The sequence below is a fragment of the Kribbella pratensis genome, from assembly GCF_004366075.1.
Classification (GTDB): domain Bacteria; phylum Actinomycetota; class Actinomycetes; order Propionibacteriales; family Kribbellaceae; genus Kribbella; species Kribbella pratensis.
On the sequence record NZ_SODU01000001.1, the window covers coordinates 1683047 to 1695035 of the forward strand.

Annotated in this window: 17 protein-coding genes; 8 read left to right on the forward strand and 9 right to left on the reverse strand. The window is 69.1% G+C overall.

Annotated features, from left to right (window positions below):
- Positions 1-8 precede the first annotated feature (8 nt).
- The 5 genes from EV137_RS08000 (at position 9) to EV137_RS08020 (ending at position 3234) form a co-directional block, all read left to right on the forward strand.
- Positions 9-1070 (forward strand): LLM class flavin-dependent oxidoreductase, encoded by a 1062-nt coding sequence (locus EV137_RS08000; RefSeq protein WP_134127504.1) that lies wholly within the window; start codon positions 9-11, stop codon positions 1068-1070.
- A gap of 30 nt (positions 1071-1100) precedes the next feature.
- Positions 1101-1475, forward strand: coding sequence for a hypothetical protein (locus tag EV137_RS08005; protein ID WP_134127506.1), 375 nt, complete (start codon positions 1101-1103; stop codon positions 1473-1475).
- Positions 1472-1894 (forward strand): MarR family winged helix-turn-helix transcriptional regulator, encoded by a 423-nt coding sequence (locus EV137_RS08010; RefSeq protein WP_134127508.1) that lies wholly within the window; start codon positions 1472-1474, stop codon positions 1892-1894. Before EV137_RS08005 ends, EV137_RS08010 begins: the two co-directional genes overlap by 4 nt.
- 103 nt (positions 1895-1997) lie before the next feature.
- Positions 1998-2870: a peptidoglycan recognition protein family protein gene (locus EV137_RS08015; RefSeq protein WP_134127510.1), complete on the forward strand. Its 873-nt coding sequence runs from the start codon at positions 1998-2000 to the stop codon at positions 2868-2870.
- Between the two features lie 58 nt (positions 2871-2928).
- Positions 2929-3234, forward strand: a complete 306-nt coding sequence (locus EV137_RS08020; protein ID WP_134127512.1) for a nucleoside triphosphate pyrophosphohydrolase family protein — start codon at positions 2929-2931, stop codon at positions 3232-3234.
- Here the strand turns inward: EV137_RS08020 and EV137_RS08025 are convergent.
- The 5 genes from EV137_RS08025 to EV137_RS08045 all read right to left on the reverse strand — a co-directional run bounded on the left by EV137_RS08025 (position 3222) and on the right by EV137_RS08045 (position 7100).
- A complete protein-coding gene (locus EV137_RS08025; RefSeq protein WP_134127514.1) occupies positions 3222-3794 on the reverse strand; it encodes an HAAS signaling domain-containing protein in 573 nt (190 codons plus the stop codon). The genes EV137_RS08020 and EV137_RS08025 overlap by 13 nt on opposite strands.
- Positions 3791-4132, reverse strand: coding sequence for a PadR family transcriptional regulator (locus EV137_RS08030; RefSeq protein ID WP_134127516.1), 342 nt, complete (start codon positions 4130-4132; stop codon positions 3791-3793). The genes EV137_RS08025 and EV137_RS08030 overlap by 4 nt, the downstream gene beginning before the upstream one ends.
- Before the next feature lie 87 nt (positions 4133-4219).
- A complete protein-coding gene (locus EV137_RS08035) occupies positions 4220-5827 on the reverse strand; it encodes a DUF6297 family protein (protein WP_134127518.1) in 1608 nt (535 codons plus the stop codon).
- A complete protein-coding gene (locus tag EV137_RS08040; protein WP_134127521.1) occupies positions 5824-6468 on the reverse strand; it encodes an ABC transporter ATP-binding protein in 645 nt (214 codons plus the stop codon). Before EV137_RS08040 ends, EV137_RS08035 begins: the two co-directional genes overlap by 4 nt.
- The gene (locus EV137_RS08045; RefSeq protein WP_133999386.1) at positions 6465-7100 is read right to left on the reverse strand and encodes an O-methyltransferase; all 636 of its coding nucleotides are present in this window, start codon (positions 7098-7100) and stop codon (positions 6465-6467) included. Before EV137_RS08045 ends, EV137_RS08040 begins: the two co-directional genes overlap by 4 nt.
- A 94-nt stretch (positions 7101-7194) precedes the next feature.
- Here EV137_RS08045 and EV137_RS08050 point away from each other — a divergent pair, with 94 nt between their 5' ends.
- Positions 7195-8178, forward strand: a complete 984-nt coding sequence (locus EV137_RS08050; protein WP_133999389.1) for a carbohydrate kinase family protein — start codon at positions 7195-7197, stop codon at positions 8176-8178.
- On the opposite strand, the gene EV137_RS40985 is transcribed toward EV137_RS08050, so the two are convergent.
- The gene (locus EV137_RS40985) at positions 8175-8648 is read right to left on the reverse strand and encodes a hypothetical protein (RefSeq protein ID WP_202870838.1); all 474 of its coding nucleotides are present in this window, start codon (positions 8646-8648) and stop codon (positions 8175-8177) included. The two genes, EV137_RS08050 and EV137_RS40985, sit on opposite strands and share 4 nt — an antisense overlap.
- A gap of 53 nt (positions 8649-8701) precedes the next feature.
- Entirely contained in the window at positions 8702-9121 is a 420-nt protein-coding gene (locus tag EV137_RS08060) for an ester cyclase (RefSeq protein ID WP_134127523.1), read from the reverse strand.
- 76 nt (positions 9122-9197) lie between these two features.
- Here EV137_RS08060 and EV137_RS08065 point away from each other — a divergent pair, with 76 nt between their 5' ends.
- Complete coding sequence (locus EV137_RS08065; RefSeq protein WP_133999395.1) at positions 9198-9791, forward strand: TetR/AcrR family transcriptional regulator; 594 nt, start codon at positions 9198-9200, stop codon at positions 9789-9791.
- Between the two features lie 77 nt (positions 9792-9868).
- Here the strand turns inward: EV137_RS08065 and EV137_RS08070 are convergent, their stop codons facing one another.
- On the reverse strand, positions 9869-10969 hold the full coding sequence (locus tag EV137_RS08070) for a CapA family protein (protein ID WP_134127525.1): 1101 nt from the start codon (positions 10967-10969) through the stop codon (positions 9869-9871).
- Positions 10970-11168: 199 nt separating this feature from the next.
- Entirely contained in the window at positions 11169-11828 is a 660-nt protein-coding gene (locus EV137_RS08075) for an HNH endonuclease signature motif containing protein (RefSeq protein ID WP_166679731.1), read from the reverse strand.
- Here EV137_RS08075 and EV137_RS41330 point away from each other — a divergent pair.
- Positions 11805-11989 (forward strand): hypothetical protein (locus tag EV137_RS41330; protein ID WP_238175162.1); only part of this gene is annotated, 185 nt, incomplete at its 3' end. The two genes, EV137_RS08075 and EV137_RS41330, sit on opposite strands and share 24 nt — an antisense overlap.

Consider the following 11989-nt stretch of genomic DNA (forward strand, 5'->3'; position numbering starts at 1 on the left):
TGCTTCTCATGACTTTCCTCTGGTACATCCCGAACCAGGTCGACCCCGGGCACCGCGGGGACGACGCCGTCCAGGGACACAACGGCATCGAGCGGCTGACCGAGCTGGCCCGGCTCACCGAGGACCACGGGTGGGGCGGCGCGCTGATCGGCACCGGGTGGGGCCGGCCCGACACGTTCACGGTCGCGACCGCACTGGCGGCGCGGACCACGACGTTCCAGCCGCTCGCCGCGATCCGGCCCGGGTACTGGCATCCCGCCCATTTCGCGTCCGCGGCGAGCACGCTCGACCAGCTCACCGGCGGGCGACTCCTGATCAACATCGTCTCCGGCCAGGACAACCTCGCGGCGTACGGCGACAGCGAGGGCGACCAGCCGCAGCGGTACGCCCGTACCAAGGAGTTCCTCCAGCTGGTACGGCGCTTGTGGACCGAGGAGGATGTGACGTTCGCCGGCGAGTACTTCTCCGTCACCGGCTCCACGGTCGCGACGCGTCCCGTCGTACGGGAAGACCCTTTGAATCCACGCCCGCATCCCCGGTTGTACTTCGGTGGCGCGTCTGATGCCGCGCAACGGGTCGCTGCGACGGATGCCGACGTACAACTGTTCTGGGGTGAGCCCCTCGACGGGGTCGCCGCGCGGATCGCTCGACTGCGCGAACTCGAGAACGAACTCGGTCGCGAGCATCCGCCGCTCGAGTTCGGGCTGCGGATCACCACGCTCGTCCGCGACACCACCGAGGAGGCCTGGGCCGACGCCGAGGCGAAGGTCGCGAAGATGGCGGAGACGCACGGCTCCCGGGACGCCCGCTGGTTCAAGGCCGTCGGCCAGCAACGCCTCCTCGACCTGGCCGAACGCGGCGAGGTCCTCGACGACAACCTCTACACCGCCCCCGGCAAGTACGGCGGTGGCGGCGCCGGCACCACGTGGCTCGTCGGCTCCCCCGACGACGTGGCCAAGTCCCTCAACAAGTACCGCGACCTGGGCATCACCCACTTCATCCTCTCCGACACCCCGTACCGCGAAGAGCTCATCCGCATCGGCGACCAGCTGCTCCCGCTGCTTGGTTGAGATGTATGCGAATCGCATATAATCACCGGTATGGATCTGAAGGGCGCGATCGATCGATGGCACGAGCGGGTGAACTCCGGCGACCTGGAGGCAGTCGCCGGGGTGGTCACTGATCCGGTGGTGGTGCTGGGGCCGAAGGGCGCGGGGCCGATCACGCCGACCGGGTTCGCGGAGTGGGTGGACCGTTCAGGGATCAGATTGGTGCCGCGGTCGTGGCATCCGATCGGCGAGCGGCTGATGGTGGTCGAGGAGGACGCGAGCTGGCCGGGGAGCTCGGCGCCGACGCGGGTGGCGACGGTGTTCCGGGTGACCGGGGACAAGGTGTCCGCAGCACTGCGGTTGCCGGATCTCAGGCAGGCGCTGGAGTTGGCGTACATCTGTCGCGAGATGGCTGCCACCGAATGAGTGCCGGCCCGGGGCAGGCACTGTTCGAGTTCGTGCGCCACTGGTCACGGCGTACGACGCCTGACATTGGCGAGCAGGGGCGCTTGGTGCTGGTGACCGAGGCCGCGTACGCCGTGAGCCGGCGAGGGCCCGCGACGATCAACGCCGTCGCGCACGAGATCGGGATCGACCAGAGCGGAGCGTCCCGATTGGTGAAGGACGCGGCCGCCGCCGGCTATCTGGAGCTGCGATCTGCCGACGGCGACGCACGCCGGCGACAGGTGGGCGTGACGGATGCCGGGGTCGAGCTGATCGAGCAGGCGCATGCCTGGCAGGAGGAGGTGTTCGCCCGGCTCACCGAGGGCTGGAGCGAACGCCGCCGGACCGAGTTCCACAAAGCGATGGTGAGCTTGGTCGAACGGTCGAACCCCTCGAGCTGATTGGATGTGCTCATCGCTTGACGGGTGCATGCCGCGTGTGATCGGTTGATTACCGAGCGCCAACGGTGGGTATGTGGCGCTGTGAGGCATGTGAGGAGCACTGATGGTCGAATATCTGCCCCGGTCCGCGTGGAACGCGCGCCCGCCGAACGGTGGACCGGGCAACCTGACCGTGTCGCGGGTCGAAGGCGCGGTCATCCACTGGCCGGGGACCGGATCGACGAGTGTCATCCACTCCAAGGCGGCCGTCGCGTCCGCGTTGCGTGGCTGGCAGGACTACCACATGGACACCCGCGGCTGGTCCGACATCGCGTACCAGGTCGCGGTCGACCAGGCCGGCCGCGCCTGGACGTTGCGCGGCCTGCGGACCCAGTCCGGCGCCAACGGCGACACCGACGTCAACGAACGGTACGGCGCGATTCTGCTGATCCTGGTCACCGGGGAGCAGCCGTCGGCCGCGATGAAGGCGACCACTCGCGGAGTGATCGCCGACTTCCGCAGAATCTATCCCCGCGGTACGGCGATCCGGCCGCACTCCGCGGTCCGCCCGGAGCCGACCGACTGCCCCGGCGACCCCGCCCGCGCCGCGATCGCCCGCGGCGAATTCACCCCCGGCCACTCGGAGGACGACATGACCCCGGCCCAGATGCAGGAACTGAAGAACTTCATCGAGGCCCGGACGCAGGCCTACGCGCTCTGGACCCACCGGCAGTTGCGCAAGGACCTGTCCGCGGTGGTGAAGGCGTACGCGCTCGACATCAAGAACTACGAGCGGCAGACCGACGCCGCCGACGCCGCCCGCGCCGCCGCCGCGGTCTGGGCCACCGCCCCGCCGAGCCTGCAGGCCGATGGCGCCGCCGCGGAGCAGCCGGCCGCGCCGGACCCGAACGTCGATCCGGAACTCAGCCTCCCGGACCTCGACCCGTTCCCGGACGCCCCCGCAGCCGCCGAAGCCGAGGCCGACGCAGGCAAGTAGGTCGCCCCTCCGACCAGGTCCCACGCCGTTTGTCGGTGGGGCCTGGTTGGCTGTGCCGGTGGATCTCGAAGAGCTGACAGCGCGGTTGGAGAAGATCTCGGTCGGGTACGGCGAGCGACTGGGCTTCGACCGCGACCCGGACTGGTTCCTGCTCAAACTCCAGGAAGAAGTCGGCGAACTCACGCAGGCCTACCTCCAGCACACCGGCCGCGCGCGGGCGAAGGGCGCGACACCGGACGACATCCGCACCACCTTCCACCAGGAGTTCGCCGACGTACTGTGCCAACTCCTTCTGTTCGCACACCAGCACGACGTCGATCTTCCGCAGGAGATCGAACGCAAGTGGCTGGTCTACGAGGGCTGACCGGCCGGCTGCACCTTGGCGGGCGCCTTTGCCGCCAGCACCATGCCGACCAGCAGGGCGACCGTGATCAGGATGTCGACTGTCATGCTCAGCGCCATCGGCGGCTGGACGGTGACCTCCATCCCGAGCAGGACGGCGTACGCGAGCGGCCAGTTGAGCGTGCCGAGGAGCTTCCACGCGACGGTCCAGCGGTTCGACGACCACAGCATCCCGATGCCGATCAGGTAGGCGATCACCGGCACCCAGAAGCTCGGCAGGTAGGGACCGAGGAACACCAGCGCGAGGGCGATCATGTCGCTCGGGCGGAGCTTCGGTGGGACGTCCACCAGGACCAGGCCGTCGGTGGCCGCGGCAACGATCTCCTGCGGGTCGCCGAGGCGCTGCAGGATCTGCCGAATCTCGCTCTCCGCCGTGGCGCCGGCCGCGCGCTCCTCGGCGATATGGGCTTTAACGTCGTCGATCAGCTCGGTCCGGCGCGCCGCCGGCAACGGCTCGGCTGCCTTCGCCAGCTCTTTCAGGTACGCGGCCACCAGCCGGTCGTTGTCCTGCTCCACGTTCATCCCCGTCTCCCACTTTCCAGGATCGCGTCGACCGAGGCGCAGAACCGTTGCCAGTCCGCGGTGAACGCAGCCAGCGCCTGGCTGCCCTCGGCCGTCGATTTGTAATACCGCCGGGGCGGCCCGGACTCCGACTCGCGCCAGCTCGTCTCCACCAGGCCTTCCCGTCGCAGCCGGGCCAGCAGCGGGTAAATCGTCCCCTCGGTGGTGACCAGACCGTCGACTTCGCCCAGCGCCTTCACCAACTCGAAACCGTAACGGGGCTCTCCCTGCAACAGCGCGAGGACGCAGAACTCCAGCGTCCCGCGGCGCAGCTGGGTGAAGACCTTCTCCGCTACCATGCGACACAAGGTACCTGCCCGCACCAAGAACCTGCAACCACCACTGACCGGTCAGGCAGTTCAGTCGGTTCAGGCGGTTCAGTCGGTTCAGGCGGTCTTGGGGCGGACCGCGAACATCAGCATCAGCACGACGGACGGGATCACCACGACCCAGAGGCTGCTGAGGTTGAACAGGACCGGGGCCAGACACAGGACCAGGAGATCGAAGCCGCGGGCCGGCTGGGAGAACAGACCGGGCGGGATCGCGCCCATCGGGGACGTGACCAGAGGTCCGGCGTACGACGGCGGCCGAGCGGACGCGTGCCGGACGGTACCGGAGATGACGGCGGCGGCCACGGCGAAACTGGAGGCCGCGCTGCCGATCGCCGGAAAGGCGCAGGCCGCCCAGACGATCGTGAACAGGCCCGGTACGACAGCCATCACCACGCGCAACTCGCGGAGGTCCCAGCCGAGTGCACGGACCAGGCCGGTCGAGCGGCAGGCGGTGCGGAGTCCGTCGAGCATCGGCCGTACGGCGATGAAGCCGGCGATCGCGGCCGCAATCGGTACGAGGACGTGGAAGCCGGCGCCGTGGACGGCGTACGGGACGACGAGCAGCCCGAACGCGACCGCGATCCGGCGCGGCCAGCGCAGGATCCGACGGAACTCGCGGTGCACGATCGCGGCCCCGTCCGCACCCCGGCCGCGGCGGGAACGCACCCGCCCCTTCAACCGCCAGTGCCGCCCGGCGATCACGTCACCGAGCATGCTGATGTCAAGACTGCTCGCCGCCCCCGCCAGCCCCGCCAGCAACTCACCCCCGGCAATCACACTGACCCGCCCCAACCGATCAAGCGTCCGCGAGGCGACGAAGGTCAACGCAGCACCCACCACGACCGCCGCGGCACACAGCACCAGCAGGTACAACTGACCGGAAGTCAGCCCGCCGGCATCGCGAACCTCGCCGAACTGCAGCGTCGGATACCCGTAGGTGTCGACGAGTTCATGACGCGCGTCCAGACCGATGAACGTCGAGCCGAGCACTTGGTTGCCGAAGCGGTCCTCGCCTGGGCGGAACGCCAGGATCACCGCCGGAATCACGGCGGCCAGCAGCAGCACGTCCGAAACCCTCAAGGCCCACCTGGAACGACGTGTGGTCTGCTGCGCCCAGACGGTCGCGGCGGCGGCGCAGACGAGCACCGCGCCGATCAGTACGGCTGCTTCGATGACATCGAACCACGGCTCGCCGAGCAGCGCCCAGATGACAGCGCCCGTGACAACCCCGATCACCGTGACCGAGGCGATCACCAAGCGGTACGCCGGTCGCAGCAAGGAAGCCCGGTTCACCGGAGTCGCCAGCAGCCAGAACCCGGTCGCCCGCGAAGCCGACACCGGACCGACCGCGAGCAGCACGCGGATCGTGGTTGCCAGCAGCAACGGTATGACGATCCACGGCAACCACGAGGTCAGCTGTCCGCACGTCCACGACGTACAGGTCGCCGCGTTGGAGTTCAGATGCCGTACGACGTTCCCGCCCGTCGCCCCGACCATCGCCAAGGTGAACAGGACCAGGTACGCGTCCTCGAAGATCTCCCAGAACGACCGGTCCGCGTGCTGCCGCCGCGTCCTGCGCATCCACGATCGCAGCGCCCGCGACGACGGGATCGCCCCGAAGTCCGAAGGATCGAACCGTACCGGCTCGTCGGCAGCGCTCATGGAAGCGGCGTGAGGGTGACGACGGAGTCCGCGACCGTCTCGACCAGGGCCGGGTCGTGGCTCGCGAAGAGGATCGCCGTACCGGACTTCTTCTCCTCGACGAGCCGGTCGGACAGCCATTGCACGCCGCCGGTGTCCAGGCGGGCCTCAGGCTCGTCGAGGACCATCAGCTTGCGCGGCCGGACCAGCGCAGTGGCCAGCGCGAGCCGGCGGCGCTGGCCGGACGACAGCGAGCCAGGCAGCTGGTCGGCGGCCGGCAGCAGACCGATGTCGTGCAGCGTCGTGTCCACCAGGTCTTCCGGCGACGAGTTGCCGTGCGCGCGGGCGAGCAGGTCGAGATGCTCGGCCGCGGTGAGGTCCGGGAAGAAGTCCAGGTCGTCCAGCAGGGTGGCGACGTCCCGGCGCACCGCTTCGGCGCGCTCGTCGATCGGCAGACCGTCGAGCAGGATCTTCCCGGCCGCCGGCTCGGCCGCGCCGACGATGCACTTCAGCACGGTCGTCTTGCCCGCGCCGTTCGGGCCGACCAGGGCGATCGCCTGACCGGCCCGCACCGTGAACGTGAGGCCCTCGATCACCGGACGGTCGCCGTACTTGTGCTGCAGATCCGTCACCGCCAGCCGCGGCGCCGCCTTCTTGCTCATTTCTTCCGGACCAGCGTCAGCCCGTCGCCGATCCCGAGCATGATCACGTCGACGCGGTCGTCCTTGGCGACGTGCGCGTTGAACTCCTTGCGGTCCGCCGGACCGTCCGCGTCCACGACCCGGCCGCCGGCCAGCGTGTTGTCGAACAGCAGCAGCCCGTTCGGCCGGATCAGCGGCAGCACGGCTTCGTAGTACTGGATGTACCAGCCCTTGTCGGCGTCGACGAAGGCAAGGTCGAACTCGCCGTCGAGCTTCGTCACCGACTCGTGCGCGTCGCCGATCCGCAGGTCGATCTTGCCCGCGACCCCGGCCCGCTCCCAGTACTTGCGGCCGATCGACGTCCACTCGTCGCTCACGTCCAGGCAGATCAGCTCGCCGTCGTCGGGCAGCCCGCGGGAGATCGCCAGCGCGGAGAAACCGGTGAAGGTGCCGATCTCGACCGCTCGGCGGGCGCCGATCAGGCGGGTCAGCGTGGTCAGCAGACCGGCCTGGTCCGCGGTGGTCAGCATGCCGGCGGGGTTGCCGAGCTTCTCGGTCTCGGCGCGCAACTCGGTCGCGATCTCGTCGAGCGGCATGCCGTGGGCGAGCATGTAGTCGTGCAGTTCCTCGGTCACCGGTACCTGATGGCCCATGGAAATCCACCCCTCCGTGTATTAGATCGGTCGCCTGTAGTCTCTATGGGTTGCTCGAACGCCGCGCAACCACCCCACCTGAGGAGCACCCCGCATGCGCATCGCCGTCGCCGGCTCGATCGCGACCGACATCCTGATGACGTTCCCGGGCCGGTTCAAGGACCAGTTCCTCGAGGAGCAGATGCACAAGGTCTCCCTCTCGTTCCTGGTCGACGAGCTGGTCGTCCACCGCGGCGGCGTCGGCGCCAACATCTGCTACGGCATGGCCCAGCTCGGGTTCCCGTCGCTGCTCGTCGGCTCGGTCGGCGCCGACTTCGCGGAGTACGGCGCGGCGCTGACGGAGGCCGGCGTCGACATCTCCCACGTCCGCGTCTGCGAGAACGTACACACCGCGCGGTTCACCTGTACGACGGACCTCGACGCGAACCAGATCGCGTCCTTCTACACCGGCGCGATGGCCGAGGCGCGCGAGCTCGACCTGGGCGCGATCCATCAGGCCGCGGGCGGTGTCGACCTGGTCCTGATCGGCGCCGACGACCCGGCGGCGATGCTCAAGCACACCGAGCTGGCCAAGCAGCACGGGATCGCGGTCGCGGCCGACCCGTCGCAGCAGATGGCGCGGATGGACGGCGAGGACATCCGGACGCTCGTCGACGGCGCGGCGTACCTGTTCAGCAACGAGTACGAGGCCGGCCTGATGGTGCAGAAGACCGGCTGGAGCCACGACGAGATCCTCGAGCGGGTCGGCGTACGCGTCACGACCCACGGCGGCGACGGCGTCGTGATCGAGGACTCCAGCGGGATCCTCGCGAAGGTCCCCGCGGTCCCCGCGCCGAACCTGGTCGATCCGACCGGCGGCGGCGACGCCTTCCGGGCCGGCTACCTCACCGGCCGCGCCGCCGGCCTCGACCACGAAGCATCCGCCCACCTCGGCTGCACGCTGGCGACCACGGTGCTGGAGACGGTCGGCACGCAGGAGTACAGCCTGGACCACTCGACCTTCCTCGACCGGCTCACCAGCACGTACGGCGCCGACGCTGCCGCCACCGCGAAGCAGGCGCTGCGGGTCATCGCTTAGGTCGAGGTGATCCGGTCGATCGTGAACGTGGCCTGCTTGCTGTTCGCGATGCCGACCCGGATGCGGTAGCCGCCGATCGCCGCGGACTTCTTCGGCCCGAGCGTGACGTGCTTGTTGCCGACGTAGAACGTGATGGCGGTCTTGTGCACCTCGTACCCGACCATTTGCCCGCCGTTGCAGGTGAAGCCCTGGTCGGAGATGAAGATGTTGCTGCCCGAGAAGTCGAACCTGCCGTCCTTGAACGACCCGGTGCAGTCCGCCTCCGGCACAACCGGCTTGGGCTTCACCGTCGGCTTCGGCGTCGGCGTCGGTGTGGGCTTCGGTGTGGGCCGCGGGGTCGGCGTGACGACGGGCGTCGGCGTACTGCTGACCGGCGTAGACCCACCCGCCGACCAGGTCCCTGACCCGCCACTGCACCCCGCCAGCACCAACACCGCACCCACCACGCCGACCCACCGCAGCTCACCCATACCGCCAGCGTCCCAACACCCCAACGGTCAGGCGTCCGGATGTCCGCAACCTGTCATGCCAGACGCGCGAGGGCACCCGTTTGGGCCAGCAGGGCGAAGCGGTCCGGGGAGCCCCAGTGTTCGACGATCCGGCCGTCGACGACTCGCGCCTGCTCGAACAGCACGATGTCGATCGGGGCATTGCTCGGCGGCCCGAAGAACGATCCGGTCGCCGTACCCCGTGCGCGGCCTCGTGCCCAGACCAGGTCACCGACGACGACGGAATCCTCCAGCGTGTAGACGATGTCCGGCACCAGCTCGTGCACCTGCCGGATCGCGGCCTTGACCTGCGCGCGGGCCTCCTCGCCCCGTCCGACCAGGCCGAACTGGTGCTCGATCAGGTCCGGCGCACAGAGCTCGTCGACGATCCCGTCGTTCCCGGTCGCGAATCCTTCGTGCAGGATCCGCTCCAGAACGTCCAGCGGTGTTCCCATGACTCCCCCTTTGGATTGCACTAGCAGTGCACTCGATGCAGTGTCACTGCACTGAACACAGTGATAGTGTGCCGACATGGCCGAACCTGTCAAGACCTACCGCCAAGTGCAGGCGGAGGAGACGCGGATCCGGATCGCGCAGGCGGCGCGCCGGCTGTTCGCCGCGCAGGGGTACGGCGCCACCAGCATCGACGCGATCGCCAAGGAGGCCGGGGTGGCGACCCGGACCGTGTACTCCGCGTTCGGCACCAAGCGGGAGATCCTGTCGCTGATCTGCGACCAGTGGCTGAGCGAGGCCGGTGCGATCGAGCGGGCCGGGCAGGTGTTCGCGATCGAGGGCCCGGCCGAGCGACTCCGCGGCGCCGCGGGCTGGCTGACGAACCTGTACGCCGCCGGCTTCGACGTCGTCCTGATCTTCGAGGCGGCCACCGACGAGAGCCCCGAGACCAAGGCCCTGCTGCGTTCGAAACTTGCCGGCCGCAACGAGGTAATGGACGCGATGATCGCATCACTGGAGAGCGAGCTGCGCATCCCGCTCAAGCAGGCGCAGGCTGTCTACCGCGCGCTGGCGGCGCCCGGTGTCTATCAGGAACTCGTGGATGAGTCCGGCTGGACGCCGGCAGAGTTCGAGCGCTTCGTCGCCGACTCTCTCGAACGACAGCTGCTCTGAGCTCGGATCGGTCGACCGCCGCGGAGCTGGACGAGCCGGTGTCGACCGACAGAGACGAGCCCTCCAGCCCTTCGAGCTCACGTGAGCCGGAGCAGTCCGTCGTCATCGACGCGGACCCGGGTGCCATATCCGCGGCTCACCTCATCGAGCGTCCGGCACGACCACTCGCGGTCCCTGGGGCCGGCGGGGCGCAGTCGGATCCGATGGGCCTGCATGACGCCCATGCGAAGGTCTGCAAGCCTGCCTGTCGGCTCCAGGCCGGCGAAGTAGAGCAGGCGGAGGTCGTCGCGGTAGTGCTCGTAGCCGGCAATGCCCTCGTAGTCGTCGATCAGGCCGCCGCACCCGTACAGAACGAGCCGATCGCGATACACCTCGATGGGCCGCGGGTGATGGGAGGAGTGTCCGTGGACCAGGTCGACGCCGCCGTCGATCACCCGATGCGCGAAACGCCGCTGGCTCGACAGGACGTCGTACCCCCAGTTCGACCCCCAGTGCACCGACAGCACGACGATGTCCCCGGGGCGCTTGAGGGCCTGAATCCGGTCGACGACGGCGCTGACCGTGTCGCGGGACAGATCGGGCAGCAGAGCGATCCCGGGTCGGTTGTCGGTGGCAGCCCAATCGATGGGTACGCCGCTCGTCGTCGTGCCGAACGCGAAAACCAGGACCCGTCCGTGCGTGGTCGGCACGACCGCCGGCCGGACAGCTTCCGTCGTCATACGACCTGCACCGACGGCTCGTACGCCGGCGCGGCCGAGCACCTCGAGTGTTTCGGACAGTCCCTCGACGCCGAAGTCGAGGATGTGGTTGTTGGCGAGACTGCAGACATCGGGCTCGCCGGCGATCAACGCTGGATGGTTCGCCGGATTCATCCGGTAGTGCACGGCTTTGCCGGGAACCGCGTGGCCGCGCGCCGTCACACTGGTCTCCAGGTTCACCAGCCGCACGTCCGGCGCGAACCGATCGAACAGGGCGAGCGCGTCACCCCATGGCCAGTCGAACGCAACCGGCGCCGGGATCGGCCCGTTCATCGCCTCGGCCAGCTGGACATAGGTTCGGGCGTCGCGGACCCACGCTTCCCACAGCGCCGGATCGCCCGGGTGCGGAAGGATCTGGTCGACCCCTCGACCGAGCATCACATCGCCACCGAGGAACACCGTCAGAACATCGTCGGCCACAGTTCCTCCACCAGCGTGTGCGGAGCCCAACCTCAGGCTAGCGCTCCACTGAGGAACGGCTCGCGGTACGCCTGAATGCGCCGACCCTCCACCGCCACGAGCAACAGAGCAGACGCGGAGGTGCGCGATCCTGCCCGGGCAGCGCCACGGTTCGCTGCCCGACCTGGTGCCACCACGCCCTACTGGCTGGCGGTGCTGGTCAGAAGGGTGGCAGGTCGTGAGCTGTCTGCCGGAGGCCGGTGGTTGCGTCGGGCTGTTGGGTGACAGGGCCGGTGGTGGGGTTTGCGTCGGGTTGTTGGGTGATGGGGCCGCGGGCGGGTGGAACGGTGGTGTAGCGGTGACCGGTGGGCGTGGTGAGGGTGATTGACCCGTCGGGGTGGCTGGTGGTGGTCCAGCCCCAGGCGGGGGTGTCTTTGATGACGTGGTGATATTCGCAGTACGGCCCCATCCCGGACAGACTCGTGCGCCCGGACTGTGCGAACGGGGTGAGGTGGTCGCGGTCGCAGTCGCGCGAGGTGCGGTTGCAGCCGGGCCAGGCACACACGGGGTGGCGGGCGAGCAAAGTCTCGGTCACCAACGCACCGGGGTCGTGGCGGGTGGTGGAGGCCTCGAGCACGGTGCCGTTGGTGGGGTCGGTGAGGAGCCGTCGCCAGGTGCCGTCGGTGGCGATGCGGCGGGCCAGGTCGGCGGGGATGGGTCCGTAGCCGGTGAGTTCGGCGGGGTCATTGTCGAGGCCGAGCAGGGTTGAGGCGGGGACGACGACCTCGATGTGGGGGCGGCGGCGGTGCTGGTCGGGCAGCCGCCGGCCGAGCCAGTCCAGCCCATTGCGCAGGATGTGCTCGAACAGATCCGCAGCCACATCCGCACGCCGCTGCTCGACGGTACGGACGTCCTTCCCGGCACCGGCATCAGCACCCTCACCCGCGCCGGCACCCGCATCAGCACCCGCGCCAATACCCGCACCGGCACCAGCATCAGCATCAGCGCTATCCGCGCCAGCACCGGCACCCACGTCAACAC

Bases quoted from the DNA above. Each gene is read 5' to 3' on its own strand.
- EV137_RS40985 (WP_202870838.1), bottom strand. From the start codon at position 8,648: ATGGGTGAGCTGCGGTGGGTCGGCGTGGTGGGTGCGGTGTTGGTGCTG.
- EV137_RS08010 (WP_134127508.1), top strand. From the start codon at position 1,472: ATGAGTGCCGGCCCGGGGCAGGCACTGTTCGAGTTCGTGCGCCACTGG.
- EV137_RS08035 (WP_134127518.1), bottom strand. From the start codon at position 5,827: ATGAGCGCTGCCGACGAGCCGGTACGGTTCGATCCTTCGGACTTCGGG.
- EV137_RS08015 (WP_134127510.1), top strand. From the start codon at position 1,998: ATGGTCGAATATCTGCCCCGGTCCGCGTGGAACGCGCGCCCGCCGAAC.
- EV137_RS08000 (WP_134127504.1), top strand. From the start codon at position 9: ATGACTTTCCTCTGGTACATCCCGAACCAGGTCGACCCCGGGCACCGC.
- EV137_RS08060 (WP_134127523.1), bottom strand. From the start codon at position 9,121: ATGGGAACACCGCTGGACGTTCTGGAGCGGATCCTGCACGAAGGATTC.
- EV137_RS08025 (WP_134127514.1), bottom strand. From the start codon at position 3,794: ATGAACGTGGAGCAGGACAACGACCGGCTGGTGGCCGCGTACCTGAAA.
- EV137_RS08065 (WP_133999395.1), top strand. From the start codon at position 9,198: ATGGCCGAACCTGTCAAGACCTACCGCCAAGTGCAGGCGGAGGAGACG.
- EV137_RS08005 (WP_134127506.1), top strand. From the start codon at position 1,101: ATGGATCTGAAGGGCGCGATCGATCGATGGCACGAGCGGGTGAACTCC.
- EV137_RS08040 (WP_134127521.1), bottom strand. From the start codon at position 6,468: ATGAGCAAGAAGGCGGCGCCGCGGCTGGCGGTGACGGATCTGCAGCAC.
- EV137_RS08030 (WP_134127516.1), bottom strand. From the start codon at position 4,132: ATGGTAGCGGAGAAGGTCTTCACCCAGCTGCGCCGCGGGACGCTGGAG.
- EV137_RS08050 (WP_133999389.1), top strand. From the start codon at position 7,195: ATGCGCATCGCCGTCGCCGGCTCGATCGCGACCGACATCCTGATGACG.
- EV137_RS08045 (WP_133999386.1), bottom strand. From the start codon at position 7,100: ATGGGCCATCAGGTACCGGTGACCGAGGAACTGCACGACTACATGCTC.